This is a genomic window from Aeromonas allosaccharophila, assembly GCF_000819685.1.
Lineage (GTDB): Bacteria > Pseudomonadota > Gammaproteobacteria > Enterobacterales > Aeromonadaceae > Aeromonas > Aeromonas allosaccharophila.
The window spans coordinates 20,335-43,418 of record NZ_CDBR01000055.1 but is presented as its reverse complement, the minus strand read 5'-3'; the positions used below and the strand labels follow the sequence as shown (position 1 = coordinate 43,418).

23 protein-coding genes are annotated in these 23,084 nt (G+C 57.5%); 12 read left to right on the top strand and 11 right to left on the bottom strand.

Annotated features, from left to right (window positions below; genetic code table 11):
• Positions 1–254: 254 nt before the first annotated feature.
• The 6 genes from ptsG to BN1115_RS11165 form a co-directional block, all read right to left on the bottom strand.
• Complete coding sequence (ptsG, locus tag BN1115_RS11190) at positions 255–1,685, bottom strand: PTS glucose transporter subunit IIBC (RefSeq protein WP_042058424.1); 1,431 nt, start codon at positions 1,683–1,685, stop codon at positions 255–257.
• A 423-nt stretch (positions 1,686–2,108) separates the two neighbouring features.
• Positions 2,109–3,068 carry a MalM family protein gene (locus BN1115_RS11185; protein WP_042657220.1) on the bottom strand — a complete coding sequence of 320 codons (960 nt, stop codon included), beginning with the start codon at positions 3,066–3,068 and terminating at the stop codon, positions 2,109–2,111.
• A 91-nt stretch (positions 3,069–3,159) separates the two neighbouring features.
• Complete coding sequence (locus BN1115_RS11180) at positions 3,160–4,458, bottom strand: maltoporin (protein ID WP_042657219.1); 1,299 nt, start codon at positions 4,456–4,458, stop codon at positions 3,160–3,162.
• Between the two features lie 529 nt (positions 4,459–4,987).
• Positions 4,988–5,428 (bottom strand): flavodoxin, encoded by a 441-nt coding sequence (locus tag BN1115_RS11175; protein ID WP_042657218.1) that lies wholly within the window; start codon positions 5,426–5,428, stop codon positions 4,988–4,990.
• 89 nt (positions 5,429–5,517) lie between these two features.
• Positions 5,518–6,291, bottom strand: coding sequence for a tRNA pseudouridine(65) synthase TruC (gene truC, locus BN1115_RS11170; protein ID WP_042657217.1), 774 nt, complete (start codon positions 6,289–6,291; stop codon positions 5,518–5,520).
• Positions 6,288–6,623, bottom strand: coding sequence for a YqcC family protein (locus tag BN1115_RS11165; protein ID WP_005358652.1), 336 nt, complete (start codon positions 6,621–6,623; stop codon positions 6,288–6,290). Before BN1115_RS11165 ends, truC begins: the two co-directional genes overlap by 4 nt.
• A 276-nt stretch (positions 6,624–6,899) precedes the next feature.
• Here BN1115_RS11165 and BN1115_RS11160 point away from each other — a divergent pair, with 276 nt between their 5' ends.
• From BN1115_RS11160 to BN1115_RS11140, 5 genes are all read left to right on the top strand, one after another.
• Complete coding sequence (locus BN1115_RS11160) at positions 6,900–7,940, top strand: DUF3549 family protein (protein ID WP_042657216.1); 1,041 nt, start codon at positions 6,900–6,902, stop codon at positions 7,938–7,940.
• A gap of 111 nt (positions 7,941–8,051) precedes the next feature.
• On the top strand, positions 8,052–8,351 hold the full coding sequence (locus BN1115_RS11155; RefSeq protein ID WP_042657215.1) for a DUF3301 domain-containing protein: 300 nt from the start codon (positions 8,052–8,054) through the stop codon (positions 8,349–8,351).
• 74 nt (positions 8,352–8,425) lie between these two features.
• Positions 8,426–8,662 carry a DUF2789 family protein gene (locus tag BN1115_RS11150; protein WP_042058408.1) on the top strand — a complete coding sequence of 79 codons (237 nt, stop codon included), beginning with the start codon at positions 8,426–8,428 and terminating at the stop codon, positions 8,660–8,662.
• A gap of 83 nt (positions 8,663–8,745) precedes the next feature.
• Positions 8,746–9,042, top strand: a complete 297-nt coding sequence (locus BN1115_RS11145) for a DNA-binding protein (protein WP_042657214.1) — start codon at positions 8,746–8,748, stop codon at positions 9,040–9,042.
• Between the two features lie 3 nt (positions 9,043–9,045).
• Positions 9,046–9,831: a Zn-ribbon-containing protein gene (locus BN1115_RS11140; protein ID WP_042657213.1), complete on the top strand. Its 786-nt coding sequence runs from the start codon at positions 9,046–9,048 to the stop codon at positions 9,829–9,831.
• Between the two features lie 101 nt (positions 9,832–9,932).
• Here the strand turns inward: BN1115_RS11140 and syd are convergent, their stop codons facing one another.
• The gene (gene syd, locus BN1115_RS11135; protein WP_042657212.1) at positions 9,933–10,481 is read right to left on the bottom strand and encodes a SecY-interacting protein; all 549 of its coding nucleotides are present in this window, start codon (positions 10,479–10,481) and stop codon (positions 9,933–9,935) included.
• Positions 10,482–10,685: 204 nt separating this feature from the next.
• Between syd and queF the strand changes: the two genes are divergently transcribed.
• The 7 genes from queF to BN1115_RS11100 all read left to right on the top strand — a co-directional run bounded on the left by queF (position 10,686) and on the right by BN1115_RS11100 (position 19,912).
• Positions 10,686–11,534 (top strand): NADPH-dependent 7-cyano-7-deazaguanine reductase QueF, encoded by an 849-nt coding sequence (gene queF / locus BN1115_RS11130; protein WP_042657221.1) that lies wholly within the window; start codon positions 10,686–10,688, stop codon positions 11,532–11,534.
• A 210-nt stretch (positions 11,535–11,744) separates the two neighbouring features.
• Entirely contained in the window at positions 11,745–14,024 is a 2,280-nt protein-coding gene (locus tag BN1115_RS11125) for a tetratricopeptide repeat protein (protein ID WP_042657211.1), read from the top strand.
• Positions 14,025–14,107: 83 nt separating this feature from the next.
• On the top strand, positions 14,108–15,724 hold the full coding sequence (locus tag BN1115_RS11120) for a GGDEF domain-containing protein (RefSeq protein WP_042657210.1): 1,617 nt from the start codon (positions 14,108–14,110) through the stop codon (positions 15,722–15,724).
• A gap of 148 nt (positions 15,725–15,872) precedes the next feature.
• A complete protein-coding gene (gene ppnN, locus BN1115_RS11115) occupies positions 15,873–17,228 on the top strand; it encodes a nucleotide 5'-monophosphate nucleosidase PpnN (RefSeq protein WP_042657209.1) in 1,356 nt (451 codons plus the stop codon).
• 140 nt (positions 17,229–17,368) lie between these two features.
• Complete coding sequence (xni, locus tag BN1115_RS11110) at positions 17,369–18,169, top strand: flap endonuclease Xni (RefSeq protein WP_042657208.1); 801 nt, start codon at positions 17,369–17,371, stop codon at positions 18,167–18,169.
• Between the two features lie 159 nt (positions 18,170–18,328).
• Positions 18,329–19,336, top strand: a complete 1,008-nt coding sequence (locus tag BN1115_RS11105; RefSeq protein WP_042058388.1) for an isocitrate dehydrogenase — start codon at positions 18,329–18,331, stop codon at positions 19,334–19,336.
• A 117-nt stretch (positions 19,337–19,453) separates the two neighbouring features.
• Complete coding sequence (locus BN1115_RS11100; RefSeq protein WP_042058386.1) at positions 19,454–19,912, top strand: hypothetical protein; 459 nt, start codon at positions 19,454–19,456, stop codon at positions 19,910–19,912.
• An 82-nt stretch (positions 19,913–19,994) separates the two neighbouring features.
• Here BN1115_RS11100 and rlmM read toward each other — a convergent pair whose 3' ends face one another.
• From rlmM to BN1115_RS11080, 4 genes are read right to left on the bottom strand one after another with little or no spacing between them, the layout of a single operon-like run.
• The gene (gene rlmM, locus BN1115_RS11095; protein WP_042058383.1) at positions 19,995–21,089 is read right to left on the bottom strand and encodes a 23S rRNA (cytidine(2498)-2'-O)-methyltransferase RlmM; all 1,095 of its coding nucleotides are present in this window, start codon (positions 21,087–21,089) and stop codon (positions 19,995–19,997) included.
• The gene (locus BN1115_RS11090) at positions 21,082–21,468 is read right to left on the bottom strand and encodes a DUF423 domain-containing protein (RefSeq protein ID WP_042657207.1); all 387 of its coding nucleotides are present in this window, start codon (positions 21,466–21,468) and stop codon (positions 21,082–21,084) included. The genes rlmM and BN1115_RS11090 overlap by 8 nt, the downstream gene beginning before the upstream one ends.
• Before the next feature lie 51 nt (positions 21,469–21,519).
• Entirely contained in the window at positions 21,520–22,149 is a 630-nt protein-coding gene (locus BN1115_RS11085) for an alpha/beta family hydrolase (RefSeq protein WP_042657206.1), read from the bottom strand.
• Positions 22,142–23,062, bottom strand: coding sequence for a transcriptional regulator GcvA (locus BN1115_RS11080; RefSeq protein ID WP_042058376.1), 921 nt, complete (start codon positions 23,060–23,062; stop codon positions 22,142–22,144). Before BN1115_RS11080 ends, BN1115_RS11085 begins: the two co-directional genes overlap by 8 nt.
• Between the last annotated feature and the right edge of the window lie 22 nt (positions 23,063–23,084).

Sequence of the window (23,084 nt, the reverse complement as noted above, 5' to 3'; positions counted from 1 at the left end):
CCTTAACTGATCGGCATTACGCCCTGGTGGCGCTCTTTTTATTGGCGGGTTTTATCTGACCTGATGAGGCGTTGGATGAGATGAGCGAGGCCCGCCACCTTGTGCTGTTGGGCCACCATTGGGCAACGTTACACATCGCCCCCTTGGACAACACAACCCCTGCTAAGCCCCGACTCACGCTACAAGCAACCACAAATAGCAAGAGGGAGGCTTTCGCCTCCCTCTTCAAACACTCTGATATTCAGGCAACAGGATTAGTTGCTCTTCATCCAGATGTCCATGTCGGTTTTCAGGTTGTCAGATTTGGTACCGAAGATGGCTTGTACGCCGGAACCAGCCACTACCACACCGGCAGCCCCCAGTTTCTTCAGGCCAGCCTGGTCAACTTTGGCGACATCTTTCACGCCAACACGCAGACGGGTGATGCAGGCATCCAGAGAAGCGATGTTCTCTTTACCACCGAAGGCAGCAACCAGCGCAGCAGACATTTCGTCTTTGCCATGGCCAACGGTCTCTTCAGCAGTCTCGTCTTCACGACCCGGAGTTTTCAAGTTCATGGCACGGATAACGAAGCTGAATACGACGTAGTAGATGGCAGCGTAAACCAGACCCAGACCTACCAGCAACAGCATGTTGTCGGCACGCGGAGATTGCACCACGAAGTCGATGAAGCCGTTGGAGAAGGTGTGACCGTGTACGATACCCAGAGAGTTGGTCAGCACATAAGCCAGACCAGCCAGTACAGCGTGGATGGCGTACAGCACCGGAGCGATGAACAGGAAGGAGAATTCAATCGGCTCGGTGATACCGGTCAGGAAAGAGGTCAGGGCAGCAGAGGCCATGATACCCACGATCTTGGCGCGGTTTTCCGGCTTGGCAGCGTGAGCAATGGCGAACGCAGCAGCAGGCAGACCGAACATTTTGAACAGGTAGCCACCAGCCAGCTGACCGAAGCCGTTACCGGCAGCGCGGGAAGCGTCATCAGCAGTCAGGAAGCAGGTCATGATACCGTGAACAGTTTCACCGGCGCCGTTAACGCAGGTACCAGCCTGATAGAAGAACGGCACGTTCCAGATGTGGTGCAGACCGAACGGGATCAGGGAGCGCTCGACTACGCCGTAGATACCGAAGGCCAGTACCGGGTTCTGGTTGGCAGCCCAGTCAGAGAAGGCACCGATAGCGCCACCCACTGGCGGCCAAATCACGGACAGAATCACACCCAGACCGATGGAGAGGAAACCGGTGATGATGGGTACGGCACGTTTGCCCGCGAAGAAGCCCAGATACTCTGGCAGCTGGATCTTGTAGAAGCGGTTGAACGCCCAGGCAGCGATACCACCGGCCATGATACCACCCAGCACGCCGGTCTCGATGGTTTCAACACCCATCACAGGTGCCATGACCTTCAGGGTAGCGACCATGATGCCGTAGCCAACGATGGCTGACAGGCCGGATACGCCGTCGTTATTGGTAAAGCCCAGAGCAACACCCACTGCGAACAGCAGGGCCATCTGACCAAATACGGAACCACCAGCTTGTTCCATCAATTGGGAGACAATTTCTGGCAACCAGCTGAAGTGGGCAGCACCCACCCCCAGCAGAATACCTGCGACCGGCAAGACTGATACTGGCAGCATCAGCGCCTTACCAACCTTTTGCAGATTAGAGAAAGCATTTTTGAACATTGTGTGCGCTCCTGAATGGATTGTCTTCCCTGAACGATCTATCTGAATGAAATAAGCACTGATTCATCCAGATATCTTCGAGTCGGGCTTGTTTATTTTGACCATCAGAATATAACCCAGTGGGTCATAAATTGCTGCTTTAGGAAGCGGGGGAATATTGAATTTGGAGGGAAGATCACAACTTGTTTAGCAGCGAAAAAACAACGTTAATATAAGTTAGTAATCGGCATTATCACTCTATTACAAACATATATGAATTGCAGTTTCACTTTGTATTTTAATAATGCAATATGCATCACTGAGAAACCAATTGCAACCAAATGTAACAGCATCATTTTTATTTATTACAGTCTACCGATTAAAAAGGCCTCCAACAAGGGAGGCCTTAATAAATATATCTGACCAACAACAGCCGATATTACTCTATTTTTGCGAGCGCTTTACTGCATCGACAAACACGGTTTTTGCCTTGGTTGAACCGGCCCGCTCGGCCTCGTTCACCAGCTTCATCGCCTTGTCGATATCCCCCGCCTTGACCGCTTTTTCAATCTGGCTCTGATAGAAGGCTTCCGTTTCACTCAGCATGGCAGGAGCAGGTTTGGCTACGACCGCAGCTGTTGCAGTTGTGGTAACAGCAACAGCCGTCGCCGGAGCGGCCTGACTCATCGCAACCTTATCTGCGTACTCGGGTTTGAACACAGCCTCAAGGCCCTGCCCCTTGGCCATATCGACCACCTCAATCTGTACCAGCCCCCACGGTGAATGCGGGATCACGGGATCCGGCATTGCTGGCTCAACCGTTTGGTTGGCACGAGCGAAGGCTTTTGCCGGGTGCAATATGGTGGTACTGCCAGCCAGCTGGCTGGCTGGGGCATAAATAATCATATAGGTTTCAGCTGCAGGATTGCCCGGCATGCTGCGATCAACGAATACCTTTCCTTCGATCCTGTCGTTGTCCAACAGATGCGCCGGCTGGTAACTGAACACAGATTCACCCAGCACGCGCGTCACCTTGAACTGACTATCCAGCATAATGACCTTGGGTACCAACACCGTCTTGCTTACCTGAGATGCGACCTTGATGGCCAGGTTGCCTGTGTTGGCTGGCAGGCGATAAGCCGCAAAGTAGCTCATCCCCTCATCAAACTGAAAAGCGGGTTGCTTGCCATCGATGGCCAGCAAGGTCTCACCTTCAGGCAAGGGGGTATAACTGAAATCTTTAAACGCCACACAGCAGCTTGAGGCTTTGGCCAGCGCTTGCTTGGCCTGGTCTGCATCGCTCAAGATAGAGCCATGTTCTTGCAGAGGAACAACCATGTTTCCGGCACAACCGGTTAATAGCGCAGTGATTACGGCTGCAATAGACATCTTTACCCGTTTCATTTTTCTTATCTCCATAACCCGGTGGCCGTGATCCGGCGAAACAAAACTGCCCCCATACGGGGGCAGTCACTAACTTAACTTAAACCTATGCTTACCACCAGGCTTCCGCCTGAACACCAAAGTTCCAGGTATCTTTAGCAGTTTTGCTGTCGTATGGTGTACCAGCCATGTCGTTGTCTTCTAACGCAACATAGGAGGCAAACACTCGGATCTCAGGACGGGCCCAGAAACTTGAGCCAGCAGACCAAGCCTGCGCCAGTGTCAACTTATAACCAGAATCTTTGGCTTCAGAGCCATCGGTAGACTTGTTGGTGTCTTTGAAGTAACCACCTTCGAAGATGGTCTTGTTGAAATCATCCCACTTGTACATAGGACGAGCAACAACAGACATAGTTTCCCAGCTGTCATTGGTATCCCACATATCATTGCCTACACCGTAGACCAACTGGTGGCCCATCTCCCAGGAGTTACCCATCGGGATCACACCCCAGTTGATCAAGCGATAACCATCGGCACCGTCTTTGGCTTCAGCACCATACCAAGAACCATCACCATAGAAAGCCATGGTCTTGGAATAACCTTCGGTACCGTATTGCAGCACAGTCTTGTTGAAGCCACCCAGCACACTGGCTGTCAGCTCAGCTGTCAGCATTACACCATCTTTGGCATTTTTGTACTGACTGTTTGAAGAGTCCTTTTGGGCATCAGTGGGGTTAACAAGCGCATAATCAACACCGACTTCTAAAGAAGCATCCTGCCATAGCGGAATACCTGCATAACGCAGATCAAGGGTGTTTACATCCATTCCATCGAACTTGGTCCAACCCTCTTTGCCATCCCAGCCGCGGTCATTACGAACCCATGCAAAAGAAACTTTACCCGGACCAGCTTGAACACCTTCAATACCAGCACCAGCACCGGAGATGTTCCAGTAGTAGAAGTCAGAGATATGAATATCGTGACGCTGGTAGTAACGCTTACCAGCCCACAATGTGGCCTCAGGAGCAAAGTTCAGCAAGCCTTTGGCTTGTACGTTGAACTGACGCAGAGCGAACTCAGAGTCGCCGCTACACTGTTTTTCATCGAAGTTACATACTGAGCCAGTACCTTCCCAGTCATTGGAACCGTTAGAGCTCATGGCAAACATGGAGTCAACATAGAAAGTTTTGCCATCTTTGTTGAATACTTCCTGGCCCAGCTGAACTTCACCATAAGTGTCATCTTCATTACCAAGACGACCCACTTTTTGTTTGCTCAAAGTCTGCATGTCACCATCACTGGAAACACCGACACCAGAACGCATATAACCGTGGAAATCTACAGCAAAGGCGGCTTGGGAAGCCAGGGCGGCAGTAACAGCTGCTGCAATCGGGAGCCACTTCATTTTCATTGTCATATTCCTTATTTCCCGCAGTGAGGAGTGTGATCCTGAATATTCAACTTCTTATCACCACATAATCCTGTTGGTGATAACCGAGGTTGATTATAGGGAGCGTATTTCACGACAAATATGAAGCGACTCACAAAATGGCGACAAATCGCTCGGCAAACGATCGCCACAACACTAGCAAGTTAAAAATCACCAACCAAGGCAATAAAAAACCAACAATCACATAAATTATGCAATCATAACAAACCTGAAAGCGTTACCAGCAATTAATTCGCGATAGAACCAAAGTCATTATTTTACGATTGGATGACAAAAACATGACTGAGATCGCTTTCAAGATTGAACTTTTATTTAGATGACGGGTCTGCAGCAAGGTTGCAACCATTTCAGCCATGGGATACGGCGTGAGGGGAATATCCCTCTTTCAGTTAGGGAAATATGCCGGTGACAGGCTATTGAATTTGTACAAATAACAATCCCCTGCCGATTAGGGATCAGGGGATTGATATGGCTCGATTTCAGAGAATATTCAGGGCTGAATATCCCACTTTTTCAGCCAGCTGAGTGCCACCTGTTCGGGTTCATCGTGCACAGTGGCATCCAGCTCCAGCGGGGGAATCACTCGCGTGGCCCCCAGCTCTTGCAGCAATCCGTCTAGCCGACGGCCCGCGCCACAGAAATGCTCATAACTGCTGTCACCCATGGCAATCAGGGCATAACGCAGCCCCTTGAGCCAGGGGGCCTTGTCAGCCAGCTCGCTGGCAAAGGGCTGCAGATTGGGCGGAATGTCCCCCTGTCCTGTGGTGGCACTGACCAGCAATAAAAAACGGCCGGGGTCGATGTCCGCCAGCCGTGCTTCTTCGTGCAGGGTACAGAGATGCCCCTTGCGTTCCAACTCATCTGCCAGGGTCTCGGCCACCAGCATGGCTGCGCCGTAGACACTCCCTACCACGATATCGATCTGCGCCATTCTCCTCTCCCTGCTTGAGTCACTCTTTTAGCAACTCTATCAGCAAGCTGGCGTCAGATACCACCCGTTCAGGGCCGAGGATCAGGCGCTTAGTAGTCGCTCTCGCTGGCGGGCCAGCCCAGCTCGGCAAACAGGCGCAGCACATCCTGACCGAGCGGTGCCTGGATCCGCATCGGCACCTTGAGCACCGGATGGGTAAAGCTCAGGGTGCGGGCCACCAGCAGCAGCCGCTCACAGCCAAAGTGGTCGCGGAAGAAGCGGTTATGACGGCCATCTCCGTGAGTGGTGTCCCCGACGATGGGATGGAACAGATGATCCATATGGCGGCGTAACTGATGCTTGCGGCCAGTCTTCGGGAACAATCTGACCAAGCTGTAGCGACTGGTGGGGTGCTTCTTGGAGACCGCATGAGGCAGCTCAACCTGATGCAGGCGACGGAAGGTGGTGACGGCATCCTGCGCCGGGCGATCCGGGTTGCTCATGGCATCGGCTATCTTGTCCAGCAGCTCCTTGAGGGGATAGTCGATCACCCCCTGCTCGGGTGCCCAACCACGCACCAGTGCCAGATACTCCTTGTGTACCTGACGTTGGGTAAAGGCTTCGGTCAGTGCGCGGGCGATCACCGGATCGAGCGCAAACAGCAGCACGCCGGAGGTGGGACGGTCGAGGCGATGCACCGGATAGACATGGCGACCGCCGATGAGATCCCGAGTCATCTGCATGGCAAAGCGGGTCTCGGCCTTGTCGAGCCAGCTGCGGTGCACCAGCAGGCCGGACGGCTTGTTGACTGCCACCAGCCACTCATCCTGATAGAGCAGGGTCAGCTTCAGGTCACTCTCTTCTCGCGTTTGCTCTGGCATCATTGTTCGATCACTTTACCGGAAAGCAGCAGATCGAAGCGGGCGATCAGCCGCAGCAGCGCTTCCACCTCAGCCAGCTCCTCTTTGTAGACTTCGCTGGCCATGGGATAGAGGGAGACACTGGTGGGCAACGGCGCCTGCAACATCACCAGCTGCTCCATACGCGGGATCAGCACGAACTGCAGCCACTGATCAAAGCTCAGGGTATCGACACAAAAAGGCAGGGTGCTTGCCAGAGCTTCGTCACCGGGATGGTCAGCTTGCCAGCGCTCGAGGCGCTGCAACTCGGCGGTGAGTTCCCCCAACAGGCCAGCTACCAGCAAATATTGATTCATCTCGCTCTCTTCCTCATAACCACAGATTGATCCGCTGACCCGACAGGATCAGCCAGGATGCCGATACATTCAGTCGCGCAGCACCGGCGATTCAGCCGGGTCAACGACATACACGGCAGCCAGCGCGGCCTGCCGCCGTTAAAAAAGGGCGATACTATACACCGCCCCCCGCATGGCTGCCATGTTGATATCTGCCGCAGCGCGCGTCTGCTGCCACTGGCTATCCTCGGCAAGGGCCTTATAATCGGCCCGCATCACCATTAGCCGGATCTCACCATGTCTGCGACGCCTACTGCCATCAATACCTTGACCGAATTTCTGACTCAGGCTGGCACCCAGTTCCAGCTGTTTGACATGGGCCGCCAGGTGCGGCCACTGGCAAGCGACACCTTTGTCCGCATCGAACAGCAGCAGGAGCCCTACCCCTGGCCGCTGCAACAGCACGCCTGGCTTGGCGTCCACTTCTTCCAGCCGAGCGAGTCTCGCCACTACCTCTGGTTCCTCAAATTTGCCCTCGATGAGCGCGGCCTGCTGATGTCAAACGGCCCCAAGCTGTTCATGGATCAGGTGGTGGAGACCCTGGGCTACAAGCTCACCGGTGATCTGGATGAAGAAAAAGCCCAGCGCTTGGCCGACAATCCCTACACCTTCCGCCCGGCGGAGGCCAAGATGGCCAGTCTGCACGCCAAGCTGGCGCGCCAGCTGGAGCAGGCCCCTTCGGCCTATTATGATGCCCTCTGCCACTATCTGGCCGCCCCCAACGACACCGGTTGGCAGACGCTGGGACTACAGGGCTTTGCCGATCTGGCGGAGCGACTGCATGATGAACGCAATCTGGCGCTGGTGTGCAAGGCACTGCCCAAGCTGCCGCAAGAGCCGCTCTATGCCCTCTGCCAGAGCCTTGAAAACGCCCCGCTGCCACCAGCCGTACAGGGGGCCCTGCTTGAGCGGATCGGCAAGGAGCAGGAGTGCGCCGCCCCCAACCCGGAGACCCTGGCCTACCTCTGCCGCGCCATGGCCTCCTGCCCCGGCAGCACACTGCGCAGCAACAAGCTGCTGACCCTGCTGCAAACCCAGCCGAGCCCGGCGCTGCTGCTCGCTATCGCCGGTCGGCTCTGGCCCGATCTGAAAGATGCCAATCTGCTCAGCCACTATCTGGAACAGCTGGCACTGCAACCGACCCAGTTCTTCAATCAGGTTTTTGCCGAGTTGGTCACTTTACCGGCCCTGCGCAATGATATGCTGGCCAGACTGCGCGACCCCGACCGCAGCGAGGCGCTGGGCAAGGCCATCGGCCGTCTGTTTGCCTCGGCCTGATCCCTCGCCTCATCCTTACGCCACGAGGCAACACGGCGGGAAATAGAAATGGAGATCGGGAGTGCCGAGCAGGACTCCCGGTTATCGACATCACGATAAGGAAGCCCGCCTATGGGAGAGATGCTCGGAATTTTGTTGCTGATTGCCATTGCTGGCCTATTCTGGCTGCAACGCCAACAGGCAGAAGTGGCCTGGCAATATATGCGCCGCTACTGCCAGCACCATGATCTGCAACTGCTGTCGCTGGCCCGTAATCGGCGGGAGCTGGCCCGCAATCCCCTGCGGCTGCTGACCCACTACCAGTTTGAATTCTCCAGCGACGGCGAGAGCCACTATCAGGGCACCCTCAAGATGCAGGGGTTGCACGTCGTCGGCGTCGATCTGCCACCTCACCGCATCCCCTCCGCCTGATCCCCAATCTCGTCTCTGCGCCAGGAGGCTATGCCTGTCTATAATCTCAGGGATTAAACAAAGGGAGAGACGAGATGGAACCCCTTGTCCACGATCTGCCAGCCCTGTTTGCCCAGCTCGGGATGGCCAACGACGAGCTGAGCCTGCACCGCTTTGTGCACGACCATCACCTCGACAATGAGACCCTGCTACCGGAAGCCAGTTTCTGGAGCGCCGCCCAGGCCAGCTTTCTGCGCGACGCCCTGTGGCACGACTCCGACTGGTGCGAGGCGATCGACCAGCTTGATGTGATGCTGCGCCAGCCCCGCTAAGCCGCCCGCCCCTTTCCTCCCCTGCCGGCTTTGGTTAAGATCCCGCCCCGATATCGATCCCCCTTCTCACCCAGAGCATGCTTATGTCCGCCCACGAGATCATCCGAATTGCCAACGAGCTGGCCGCCAAGGGCCTGACGCCCACCACCGCCATGATCAAGGCCCGCCTCACCCAGCCCGTGCCGATGGCCGAGCTGCTGAAAGTGCTGAGCCAGTGGAAGCAGCAGCCCGTCGCGACCGCCGAGAGCGAGAGCCTGCCCGAAGCGGCCCCCCAGCCAGCACCGGCGCTCACCCTGCAGCAACTCGCCGAGCAGCTCGCGCGCATCGAACAGAAGGTGGATCGTCTGACCGACCTGCTCATCCAGCAGGGGCAAGGCTGAACCATGTATATCGTCGAACTCTGCTTTGAGTGTTACCGCGATACCTCCCTTGGCGACGCCGAGCGGGCCATCGTTAACTACCTCGACATGCTGCGTTATCAGGGCCAGATCCTCGGCCGCGAGTTCCCCACCAGCATGCACGAAGGCTATTTCGTCAGCCGGGTGGTCTGCCCGGAGCAGGATAGCCTGCACCCCGACAACCAGAGCGATCAGGTCAGACTGGCTGAACAGCAACTCAATCAGGCCGGGCTGCTGGCGCCTAAACTGCAGCTGCAGGGGGCGGATTTACTCTCTGACAGCACGGACCCTTGCGGCGAGCAGGGCGAGCGGCCGAGCTGGATGCTGCTCTATACCAGCTTTTTGCACACCTGCTCGCCGCTACGCTGTGGCGACCACTTCGCCCCCATCCCGCTCTACCGGCTGCCCGCCGTCGCCAACGGCGATCAGAAACAGATCATCAAGTGGCAGGAGGATTGGGAGGCGTGCGACCAGTTGCAGATGAACGGCTCCATCGCCGAGCATGCGGCGCTGTACGAAATCGGCGAAGTGGGCAGCCGCCTCTACCGGCGTGGCAGCGATCTCGCCAAACGGCTGGAGGTGCTGAGCGGCATCCCCACCTACTACTACCTCTACCGGGTAGGCGGGCTGAGCGCCGCCGAGGAGAAGGCGCGCCCCTGCCCCAGCTGTGGCGGTGAGTGGGCACTGGCAGAACCGCTGCACGAGATCTTCGACTTCAAGTGCGACAGCTGCCGCCTGGTCTCCAACCTCTCTTGGGATTTCAAGGATTAAGCGCGTTCCCAGCACGTGACGCCATAAAGCCATAGAAAAGAGCCTTGCCGCATGGCAAGGCTCTTTTCGTTCCAATGAGTAACCTTGGCTCGAACCAGCATCTATTGCGGCAATGTCTCCAGCCGTTCCAGAAATGCAGGCAGGGAGGGGGCCAGCGGCAGACGGCGGCCAGAATCGAGCCACTCCATCCACACCTGGCCACTCTCGTTATCCAGCGAGATGAGCGTCATCTCGTTGCGGGTGGTGGCGATGAAAATAGATGGCTCGCGTTTGAGCTTGCGCAGCATCAGCAGGTGGCCGATAAGGTTCTCCTTGAGCATGTCGAGATCCGCATCGTTCCACGGCAAGATCAGTTCAAGGCGCAACCCCTTGAAGAGGCAGGGGATGGGGCGGCTAAACCAGTGCCCGAACAGAGCGATGGCGCTGGGGTGAATCGTCAGCTCAAGGGCATCGGCCATGGCCGTAAAATCTGCCGGCTCGGAGCGATGGTGAGGGCGCCAGGCCACCCGACCATCGGCGGGCTCACCAAGCTGGCAGGGGGAACGCCAGTCCGCCTCCCACTCGCACAGGGGCAGGCCTCGTCTGGCCTCGCCATCCCGTTGCCAGCGGGCAAAAAAGTGCTCCAGGGCAGACAAAACTTGATCCGACATCGAAAATCCCCACAATTGCTGGCAAAGTCCGCTATTGCACCACCAAACCCGGTAACAGACAAGGTTGCCTGCCGACCTTGCGAGCCGGGATACAGAACCTGGAATACAGAGAGGCAGACGCCCAAACCAAACGGCTGCAACCATCCGGCCGTGCAATGGCCCGTTTTATTCCACTCATCATGAGCAGATTACGTGAGCAACCCTGTGAGCAAACAAGATAGATACGCCGGGGCCAGCGCCCTGACCGGCCTGAGCCTGGGCCAGCAATCCGATTACATCAGCCAGTACACCCCCTCCCTGCTGCAGCCGGTTCCCCGCAGCCTGAACCGGGATGACCTCCAGCTGGGCGATGATCTGCCCTTTACCGGTTGCGATGTCTGGACCCTCTATGAGCTCTCCTGGCTCAACGCCAAGGGCAAGCCGATGGTGGCGGTGGGTGAAGTGACCATTCCGGCCACCAGCGCGAATCTGATCGAATCCAAATCCTTCAAGCTCTATCTCAACTCGTTCAACCAGACCCGTTGCGACTCCATCGAGGCAGTCGCCGCCATGCTGACCAAGGATCTGAGTGCCTGTGCCGGTGAAACCGTCAAGGTCACCCTGTTCCCTCTCGATCAGGCACCGCACCAGATTGCCCTGCTGCCCGGCGAGTGCATCGACGAGCAGGATATCGAGGTAGACACCTACGAATTTGATGCGACCCTGCTGCAAGGGGCGGCCGGCAGCGAGCAGGTAGAAGAGACCCTGCACAGCCACCTGCTCAAATCCAACTGTCTGGTGACCAGCCAGCCGGACTGGGGCTCCGTGGTGATCCGCTACAAGGGGCCGAAACTCGATCGGGAGAAGCTGCTGCGCTACCTTATCTCGTTCCGCCAACACAACGAGTTCCACGAGCAGTGCATCGAGCGGATCTTTATCGACCTCAAACACTATTGCCAGCCCGAGCAGTTGACCGTCTATGCCCGCTACACCCGCCGCGGCGGCCTCGACATCAACCCGTTCCGCACCGATTTCGAAGCAGTGCCCGCCAACCTGCGCCTGATCCGCCAATAAAGTTGAGTTGCGACAGAGAGGGCAGTCGCACTGCCCTCCATGACTGGCAAAAGGGTTTCGATCGATGCTTTATATGGCAAGAATGAGGGCGCTGGATAATAAACTCCAGACGAACCCCACTTGCTGGCCACCTGCAAACCACAGTAAACGCTGGACTCGCAGGGGGGGGCTTGGATAACATGCCAACACCTCTGCGCCGTCCTTAATCCAATGAATCAACTGTTTTTTCTGGCCATGATGATGTCCTCCCTGTCAGCTCCGAATCTGGATCTGGACAAGGAGCAACTCTCTATCGATCTGCAACAAGCGCAATCGATGGTCCTGGCCGATCCTGCCAGATGTGTCCAGATCACCACCGCCTTCCTGGCGCGCGCAGCCAATAATCCCCAGCAAATCATCAGTAATCGCCAGGAGTTCGGTTATCGCGAACCGATCCTGAGTTACAGCACGGTGGCCCAGACCATAGGTGCCCATCTGCTCAAAGGGGAGTGTCTGCTGCAACTTGGCCAATATCAGGCCACCCAGCAAGCGCTCGACAAGGCGATGGCGCTGGCCGACAAAGAGCGGCAACCGGAACTCAAGGCCCACGGCCTCTATCTCAAGATCCGCAGTCAGGCCCTTAAACCGGATAACCAGAGCACCAGCCGCGCCCTGATGGCTCAGCTGGACGAGCAGTTGGCCGTTCCCGCTCTCAAGCAGAGCCAGTTGCAGATCTATGGCCGCCTGCAACGCACCAGCTACGACATCGAGAACCAGCACTTCGATGATGCCAAAGCCCATCTGGCAGACGCGCGGATCTGGGCAGCCAAGACCCCCAATCCCCTCGCCAGTGCCTGGGTCAGCGCCATCAGCGGCGATCTTTATCGCGCGCTGCAGCAGCCACAGCTGGCGCTGGGGGAATATATCGATGCCCAGCAACAGGCCAAAAGTCTCAACGACCCGCTATTTCTCGGCCTGCTGTCGAACCAGATAGTCAAACTCTACCAGCAGGAACAGGAGCCCCAGAAAGCGCTGCAGTATGCCAATGAGGCAGCCAACTACTTCCACTCCATCGGCAACCCCTCCCTGCTGTGCGACTCCCTGATGGTGCTGGCGCGGCTCAACCGCGAGCAGGGCGACCTCAATATGGCGCTGGTCTACTTCTTCAATGCATTGGACCTGCTCGATGAGGGGAGCAACCGGCCGCAGGCCTCCCTGCTCAAGTACGAAATCGGCAAGACCTACCTGCAAAGCGGCAACCTGTCGCTGGCCAGCAATTACCTCAATGCGGCCCGTCAGTCCCACGAGCTGAGCGATGCCAAAGAGCCGCTGATCGATACCCTGCTGCTGCTCGGCGAGCTCTATCTGAAGAAACAGGAGGCCGCCATCGCCATTCTGCAGTTGGAGAACGCCCGCGCGCTGGCCAACCAGCTCGGCGATACCCGCCGTCAATACGAGGTCTTCCGCCTGCTCTCCCTCGCCTATGAGCAGAAGGGATATCTGCGCCAGGCCCTCGACAGCTACAAGCGCTTCCACCGCCTTGGCGAAGAGGTGCGCCAGCAGGAGCTGGCCATGGAGCAGGCCGCAATCCGCGACAACTATGTCCAGGTCGAACGGGTGCAGCATATCAAGGAGCTGGAACAGCGCCTGAGCAACAGCCAGCACCAGCAGGAGCGCTATCTCTGGTCGAGCATCACCACCAGCCTGCTGCTGGCGCTCTTTATCTACCTCTTCTTCACCCTCTGGCTCAAGTTGCGCACCGCTCGCCTGCAACTGAAACGAACCGGTGAGGCCCTGCTGATCGAGCCACGCTCGGGGCTGGCCAACTGGCAGCGGCTGATGAACCGCTGGCCGCGGGAGATGGCAAAACGCCAGCTGAAATCGGATCGCTGGTATCTCAGTGAACAACACGCCAGCGAGTTTGATGACAAGCTGCACTATCTGCTGTTCCGGGTGCCCTTCCTGGTCAACACGCTGGAACGCCATGGCTATCAGGCCAGCAGCGAGATCGAGCAGGCCTTCGGTGCCTATATGGATACCCTGACTCCGCAAGATGGCCGCATCTATGACTTGCGTGAAGGGCACATGCTCTATGTGGTGCCACAGCGCCACGTCACCAACCTGCATCAACTGGCGGGAGACCTGCTGACGGCCATCGCCGCCTTCCCTTGCAGCTATCCGCTGGATCGCCGGATCAGCCTCGGGATTGTCAGTCACCCCTTCCTGCCCAAAGCGGCCACCGCACTCGATCACAATGGCCTGTTTGACCTCTGCTACCTCGCCCTGTCGGGAGCCATTCAGCTCAGTGAAAAATGCCAGCAAAACGTCTGGTTGGAGCTCGCCGCCATCGATTGCCAACAGGCCGCATTTTTTAATGGGGATGTGTGGCAATGCGGCTTGATGGCAATTGACAAGGGGCTGGTAAAAGTCAATTCTTCTCATGAAAAGCAATGGGTTAATTGGCCCAGCCTTGCAAGGAAGCCGGCTGTCGATAACCACCAGGCAATGTAGATAACAGGCGAGGATCGAAACCAAGTTCGACCACTGTTGCTATCCAACACCAAAAACAATAATGACAACAGGGCGACCTGATAATGAATGACATCGCTGCCGTAGCAGGACAATTGGCCAGGCTCAGGGAATCCCTTCAGCAAAAACAGCTGGAACTCGACGGCGTTCTCTCGTTCTCCGATGCAGAGCGTGCCCGCGGCATCCAGTTTATCAACAAGTTGATGCTCTCCTGCCGTGGCTTCGACCGCGAGCTGGACAATCGATTCGCCAAACTCAAGCAGAAACTTGATAACAATCCGGCCTTTACCGCGCTGGATGAGGATCTGCAGGCCATCGAAAAACTGTTGCAGCAACACAGCAATGCGCTGGAAGAGTCGATCACCCTGACCCAGACCGCCATCGATCTTGGCTCCAGACAGTTGAAAACCATCAAGGGCTTCCCGGAAGAGACCCGCAAATCCCTCAAGGAGTTTCTGGCCAGTCCCGCCGGTTACGGCATTGCCGATCAGCAAAAGAAGGTGATCAAACTGCTAGAGTTCTACCAGCAGGCGATCAAGATCCAACTGCTGCCCAGCCAGCCCCTGCTGGCACCGGCAGGCGCAGCTCAGCAAGAAAACGCCCCCACCAGCCACGATGGCCAGCCCGATCTCGACCCGTTTGATCTCAAGGATCACGCCCGCATCGCCGACGAGCTGCAGCGGCTTATCACCGAACTCGACTTTGCCGGTGCCATCGGCGAGAGTCTGGGCGACATTCGCCGCCAGTTGCTGATCGGGATCAACCCTGCCCTGCTGGCGGAAACCTGCCTGCAGGTGATTGAGCTCATCATCGAAGGCACCCGTGAGGAGCGCAAAGCCTCCCGCGCCTTCCTCAGCTCCCTCAACGAGAGCCTGTCCGCGGTGCATGTCGGGTTTACCGAATCCCTCGACGAGGGGCGCGCGCTGCAAAACGAAACCAGAGAGACCCGCGAGGCGCTGGTTAACGAGCTGCAGGCCATCGATCAATCCCTGGCCAGCCATAACTCCCTCGATGCGCTCAAGCGGACTATCTCAGGCCACATGGGCGCCATCAACCTGCTGCTGCAAGAGCGCGAGAGCACGGCGGCGCGAGAGCGTCACCTGCTCACCCGCCTCTCCACCATGGAGTCCAAGCTGCGGTTGATGAAGGAGGAGACCGCCGAGTACAAGAAGCGGCTGACCATTCAGAAGCACAAGCTGTTCCTCGACAGCCTGACCCAGGTACACAACCGGGCCGCCCTCGATGAACGGCTGGAGCAGGAGTACAAACGTTGGCTGCGCTACCGCACTCCGCTCTGCATGGCGATCATCGACATCGATCACTTCAAGAACATCAATGACAACTACGGCCATATGGCGGGTGACAAGGCGCTGAAAGTGGTCGCCAAGGCGCTGCAAAGTGCCCTGCGTGACACTGACTTCATCGCCCGTTTCGGCGGGGAAGAGTTCGTGGTGTTGCTGCCCAACATCAACCCGGACAAGTTCCAGAAGCCGCTGGAGACCCTGCGCCAGACCATCAAGAGCATCCCGTTCCGTTTTCGCGATGCCAAGGTGGAGATCACCATCTCCATCGGCGCCACCCTGTTCAAGGATGGGGATAACCCGTCCGATGTGTTCGAGCGGGCGGATAAGGCGCTCTACCACGCCAAGAACACCGGTCGGGATCAAGTGACACTGGCCTGACAACCGGCTAAAAAAACAGCGAACAGTCGTCACCCTATTTCCCTCCCCCCTCTGTTACCACTACTATCGATCTCAGGGGATGCTACATGGCGTCCCCTTTTCTCCCCAGGGAAAAACACAACGATAACAAGTGAGTAAAGGGGAACCTATGATTACGCACATCAATCCCGTCGGCAGCATGGATTTGCTGTCACAGCTTGAGGTGGATCGCCTCAAGCAGACTGCCTCCAGCGATATCTATCAACTGTTTCGCAACTGCTCGCTGGCAGTGCTCAACTCCGGTAGCCATACCGACAGCTCCAAGGAGATCCTGGAGCGCTTCAAGTCGTTCGATATTCATGTGATCCGGCGCGAGCGCGGGGTCAAGCTGGAACTGTTCAATGCCCCCGAGCACGCCTTTGTCGATGGCGAGATCATTCGCGGCATTCAGGAGCACCTCTTCTCGGTGCTGCGCGACATTCTCTATGTCTCCAATCAGCTCGAGTCCAACCGCCAGGTCAATCTGACCAACTCCACCCATATCTCCAACGTGGTGTTCGCCATCCTGCGCAACGCCAAGGTGATCCTGCCGGGCGCCGATCCCAACCTGATCGTCTGCTGGGGTGGCCACTCCATCAATGCGATCGAGTACCAGTACACCCGCGCCGTGGGCAGCGAACTGGGCCTGCGAGAGCTGAACATCTGTACCGGTTGCGGCCCGGGCGCCATGGAAGGCCCGATGAAAGGTGCCGCCGTCGGCCATGCCAAACAGCGGGTACGCAACGGACGCTACATCGGCCTCACGGAGCCTTCCATCATTGCAGCCGAACCGCCCAACCCCATCGTCAACGAGCTGGTGATCCTGCCGGATATCGAGAAGCGACTGGAAGCCTTCGTGCGACTGGGCCACGGCATCATCATCTTCCCGGGCGGGGTCGGCACCGCCGAAGAGCTGCTCTATCTGCTTGGCATCATGATGAACCCGGCCAACGAACGCCAGCCGATGCCGATCATTCTGACCGGCCCGAAAGAGAGCGCCGACTACTTCCGTGCCATCGACGACTTCATCAAGGCGACCCTGGGCGAGCCTGCTACCCGGCTCTACCGGATCATCGTCGGCGATGCGCCGGAAGTAGCCCGGGTGATGAAAGAGGCGATGCCGAAAATTCGCGAATATCGCAAATCGGTCGGCGATGCTTACTCCTTCAACTGGTCCCTCAAGATTGAACCGGAGTTCCAACTCCCGTTCGAGCCGGATCACGCCAACATGGCCAGTCTGGATCTGCACCGCAATCAACCGCCGCAACTGCTGGCTGCCAACCTGCGCCGTGCCTTCTCCGGCATCGTCGCTGGCAACGTCAAGGAAGGGGGCATTCGCGCCATCGAGAAGAAAGGCCCCTTCAAGTTGCACGGCGACAAGGAGCTGATGCACCTGATGGACAAGCTGCTGGAGAGCTTCGTCAAGCAACAGCGGATGAAGCTGCCGGGCAGCCAATATGTGCCCTGCTACGAAATCGTTCGCTAGGGTACAGACAACCACATCATCGACAGAGGGGGCGCATTGGCGCCCCTCTTTATTGGCTCTATGCCTTCCCGAATACCATCAATCCCCCATCAGGCGAGTGGTTTGTTACAATGGGGCGTCCCGACCGCCAAGAGTGCCCCATGTCAACTATCCGGCCACACCTGCTCATCATCGATGCCCTCAACCTCATTCGCCGTCTGCATGCGGTACAAGCCCAGCAGGCACTGACCCCTGCCCAGGCGCTGGTCGCTACCCGCGCCAACCTCATCAATACCTGCCGCAAGCTGCTGGCCAATAGCGAGCCGACCCATGTCATTGCCGTGTTTGATGGCGAGGTGCATAGCTGGCGCAAAGAGGTCTATCCAGCCTACAAGGAGGGGCGCACGCCCATGCCCCCCGAGCTGCGTGAAGGGCTGGCAACCCTGCAGGATGCTTTCTGGGAGTGCGGTGTCGATGCCCTGCTCTCCGAGACCGACGAGGCAGATGATCTCATCGCCACTCTCGCCTGCGGCATCGCCAGCCACGGCCATCAGGCAACCATCATCTCCACCGACAAGGGGTTCTGCCAACTGATCTGCCCGCAGATCCGGGTACGCGACTACTTCAACAAACGTTGGCTGGATGCCGCCTTCGTCCAGCAGCAATATGGGGTAACGCCCGCTCAGCTGGTCGACTTCTGGGCCCTGACCGGTATCAGCGGCTCCAATATCAAGGGGGTTCCGGGGATCGGCCCCAAGACCGCTACCCAGCTGTTGCAGCAATATGGCAATCTGGCGGCCATGCTCGAGGCCTGCCAGCAAGAGGATGCCGCCAAGCCATTGCTCAAGCTGCGCCAGCATCAGGATGAAGCCCTGCTGGCCCAACGGCTGGTACGCTTGCAGCGGGATATTGTGCTGGGATTCAACCTGCGGGACATCCGCTACCCGCCCCAGCCGGACTAAATGACCGAACAAAAATGCAGGCAAGGGTGCGAACCATGACGAGACTCACCCTCGCTGTTGATGAAAGTGAGTAGAATGTAAAGGAATGTGGTTGGTTTGCTGAGTAAATGCTATAAAGCAGCCCCATCCTCCCCTATACCCTGGAAGTGGAACCCTCTCATGTCCAAAAGAAAAATTACCGTGATCCCCGGCGACGGCATCGGCCCCAGCATCATTGAATCAGCCATCCAGATCCTGACCCATGCGGGCTGCGATTTCGAATACGAATATGCTGATGCGGGTCTGGTTGCCCTCGAGAAGCATGGCGAGCTGCTGCCCCAGGCTACCCTGGATCTGATTGAGAAGAACAAGGTGAGCCTGAAAGGGCCATTGACCACGCCGGTCGGCGGTGGTTTTACCTCCATCAACGTCTCCCTGCGCAAGAAATTCAATCTCTACGCCAACGTGCGTCCGGTCATCTCCTTCAAAGGTACCAAGAGCCGTTACGACAACATCGACATCATCACGGTGCGTGAAAATACCGAAGGGATGTACTCGGGTGCCGGTCAGAAGCGCAGCGATGACAACAAGAGCGCCGAGGCGATGAGCATCATCACCCGCGAAGGGGCAGAGCGCATCGTCAAGTTTGCCTTCGAGCTGGCTCGTCAGGAAGGGCGCAAGAAGGTCACCATCATCCACAAGGCCAACATCCTCAAGTCGACCTCCGGCCTGTTCCTCGAAGTGGCCCGTGAAATCGCCAGCCACTACCCGGATATCCAGAGCGAAGAGATGATCGTCGATGCCGCCTGCATGAATCTGGTGATGTATCCGGAGCGTTTCGATGTGATGGTCACCACCAACCTGTTCGGCGACATTCTCTCGGATCTCTGCGCCGGTCTGGTCGGCGGGCTGGGCATGGCGCCTGGTGCCAACATCGGCGATGGCGCCGCCATTTTCGAGGCGGTCCATGGCTCTGCGCCCGACATCGCAGGCAAGAACATTGCCAACCCGACCTCGGTGATCCTCGCCTCCATCCAGATGCTGGAGTACCTCGGCATGCAAGATAAAGCAGAGCGGATCCGCGAGGCAGTACGAGCTACCATCGAATCCGGTGATCGGGTCACCCGCGATCTGGGCGGCAGCGCCTCCACCAGTGAATTCACCCAGGCGATCATCGATCGACTGTGAGTTAATTCATTGATTTTAAAAGGGAGCCTCGGCTCCCTTTTTTATATTTCCGAATCCTTTGCCACTCCCCGAACAGCAACTATGTTCAATAGAGAAGAAGAACAGGGAGTGTTTTTCATGAAGGGATACGGGTGCTATCTGGTTTCGGGTCTACTGCTGGTGTGTGGCACTGCCAGTGCCTTCGAACAGGCTCAATCAACCCAAACCGCCAAACTGCCGCAGCAGGAAAAACGGACTGCCACCGAGGTATGGCGCTCGAGCCTGGATACCAACGACCTGCTCAAGGCGCCCAAACCCCTGTCGTTTGGTATTGAAGTCTCCACCGACAACTTTGGTAATCAAAAGATAACCTCCTACCCGCAGCTCAATCTGACCCCGGAGAAGAGCGTCAGTCTGTCGGTCGAACGCTTCAGACCCAAGGTCAAGTTCAAGGCTGGCGGCATGAACACCGCCGTCAGGCTGAGAGGAGACGGGATAAAAATGCAGTTCAATCCGGTCGACAAAACCATCCCGCTGCAGATCGAGATCAAGGTGACCGACGACGAATCTTCCCTGCGCCTCGATTACCGTTTCTGATATTTTCCGGCAGCCGGATAGCAAAAGACCGACAGGTTTCCCTGTCGGCCTTGGTATTTATCGTACGAGCTGAACGCCTACATCACGCCTTGGGCTCGAGTTTGGAGACCCAGTACTTGTTGTAAACATGCACGGTGATCTCTTCACGATCGTGATAGAGCTGCTTGGCCTGGATCACGAACGCGTTGTCGATCTCCTTGAGCATCTCGCGCAACACCTCGATATTGTGCACCGATTCGGCATACCGCTTCTTCATCGGCAGCTTGAGGTTGAACATCGCCTCCTGACAGTCGCCCTCACGGAACCAGTCCGCAATCATGTGAACGACCCGCGCCGGTTTATCGACCATGTCGCACACCAGCCAGTAGGTGTTCTTCTTGCTCGGACGCCAGACGAAACCGTCATCCCGGATATGCTTGACCTGACCGGTATCCATCAGGGATTGGGCCATCATGCCGTTGTCGACCGCCGTCACCATCATGCCACGACGCACCAGCTGATAGGTCCAACCGCCCGGGCAGGCGCCCAGATCCACCGCCTTCAGGCCGGAGCAGAGACGCATATCCCACTCTTCCCGCGGCACGAACACGTAAAACGCCTCTTCCAGCTTGAGGCTGGAGCGGCTCGGCGCATCGGCCGGGAAGCGCAGACGCGGGATCCCCATGTGGAATCCGGAGTTGTTGAACGAGTAGGAGTAACCCAGCAACACGTGATCATTGGCCATGAAGAAGGCGTGGAACACCGGACGGTTCGGCGTCTCCTTCTTGGTCAGGATCTCGTTGCTGCGCAGCGCCTGACGAAGCGGCACGGTGAACTTGCGGCAGAAGGCCGACAACTCTTTCGCTTCGTTGGTATCCGCAGTCTCGACTCGCAGATCGCCGCAAATGGTGTATTCGCGAACCGCCTCGATGATGGGGGTGATCCTGTCTGCGACATCCAGCGCCTTCAGCTCATGGGTCACCACCAGCATCTGACGGATGAAGATGAGCTCCCGGAACGGCAGCTTGCGAGCCAGCAGGTCCGCCTGCTCCTCGTCATACAGTTCGAAGATCACATAACCGCTGTCGTCCTTGACCCGGGCGAAACCGTAGCACTGCATGTTACCGGCACGCTCGGTGATCTCTGCAGCCGCCTCTTTCTCAAAACCGGGGCGGCAATAAAGCAGCAGATTATTCATTTTTTCCTCCAAGACGACAGCCGGCCCAAATCAAAACCGCCCATCCCAACATAAAACAGAGGCCACCGGCCGGGGTAATCAGCCCCAGCCCCTTGCTGCCAAGCAGCACCATGGCGTAAATACTGCCGGAGAATCCGATGATCCCCAGCACAAAGGCGGTGCCAGCCAGGTGGATCACCTTGCTGCGCACACCACACCAGCCCAGAACCAGCAGGGCCAATGCGTGAAAAAACTGATACTGCACGGCGGTATTGAACGCCGCAAGACGCTCGGGCGTAATACCGGTCGCCGCCAATCCATGGGCGCCATACGCCCCCAGCATGGTAGCCGTCAACCCGAAGAGACCGGCCAGTATCAGCCAATGTCGATGGATCTGCATCCTCACTCTCCCTCTCTCATCACGGCTGGCCATAAGGCCAACCCTCTCGTGCTATCCGTGCCGGGCGATAAAATGGCAGATGGCCGCCGCCGCATGCTGCATATTCTCCTGCTCACTCACACCACTGGCTTTACGCGGTTTGAAACCATGATCACCATCGGTCAACCAATGGACCGATACGGTGGGTGAGAAGGGGAAATCGGCCAGTTCGGCGCGACTACCGAAGGTGTCGCGCTCCCCCTGCAACAGCAGGGTTGGCACTGCAATATGCTTGAGTACCTCGCCTCGCCAACTGTCGGGCTTGGCCGGAGGGTGGAAAGGATACCCGAGAATGAGCAATCCTGCAGCATTCATCTCACCCTCGCCTTCACTATACAGTTCCGCCGCCATCCGCCCGCCCATCGACTTGCCCGCCAGAAACAGCCGTGGATGGGCAAACTCGCGGATCATTTCATGCCAATGGGCGAGCAACACCGGCGCTCTGTCCGGCGGGCGGCGCTTGCCATCCTCTGCCCGCCTGGTCATGTAGGGAAAGTTGAAGCGCACCACTTCGATGTCGGGGCCAGCCAGCAGCCGTGACAACTCGGCAAGAAAGGCGTGTTCCATCCCGGCGCCCGCACCGTGGGCCAGCAAAATGCGAACGGGGGCATCAACTGCCCCCTCGCGGATCACCTCAGGCATCGGCAAGCCTTGCCCTGCGACGCGCCTCTTCCTGCTCAACCAGCTCCAGCATCCAGTCGCGGAAGGCAACGATCTTGCCCTGATCCGACTGTTGCTCCTGGCACACCAGATAAAAGGCATTTTTGCTCACCAGCACCTGCTCGAACGGGCAGATCAGGCGGCCGGCCTCAATCTCGGGTTGCGCCAGCACGCTGTGACCAAGCGCCACCCCCTGGCCGTGGATCGCCGCCTGGATCACCATGGTGGAGTGACTGAAGATGGGCCCCTGATTGACGTTGGGGGCGTCAATATCGAGCTGACGGAACCAGGCCTTCCAGTCGCGACGGGAGGTATCGTGCAACAGGGTATGAAGAGTCAAATCTTGCGGCGTACGCAGCGGTTTGGGCCCGGTCAACAGCAAGGGGGAACAGACCGGGATCAGGTATTCGGTATGCAACTTGTCACAACGCAGACCCGGCCAGTTGCCGCGCCCGTAATAGATGGCCACATCCACGTCGTCGGTGAGCGACCCTTCGTCAAGATCGACCGCCTTGATACGCACATCGATGTCAGGGTGGCGCTCGCTGAACTTGACCAAGCGCGGCACCAGCCACTGGATGGCAAAACTCGGCTGCAGACTGACGGTCAACGCCCCCTTGGCACTGCGGGCCAGCAGCTTGTCGGTCGCCTCAGAGATGGAGGCAAAGATATCCTTGATATCCAGGAAATAGCCTTGCCCCTCTTCGGTCAGCAACAAGGAGCGGTTTTTACGGCGGAACAGCTTGATGCCAAGATACTCCTCCAGCGCCTTGATCTGGTGACTGATGGCAGCCTGAGTCACAAACAACTCTTCTGCTGCGCGGGTAAAGCTTAAGTGACGAGCCGCTGCTTCAAACGCCTTGAGGGCATTGAGCGGAGGTAAACGACGAGACATGACACCAGCCGACGATGAGTTT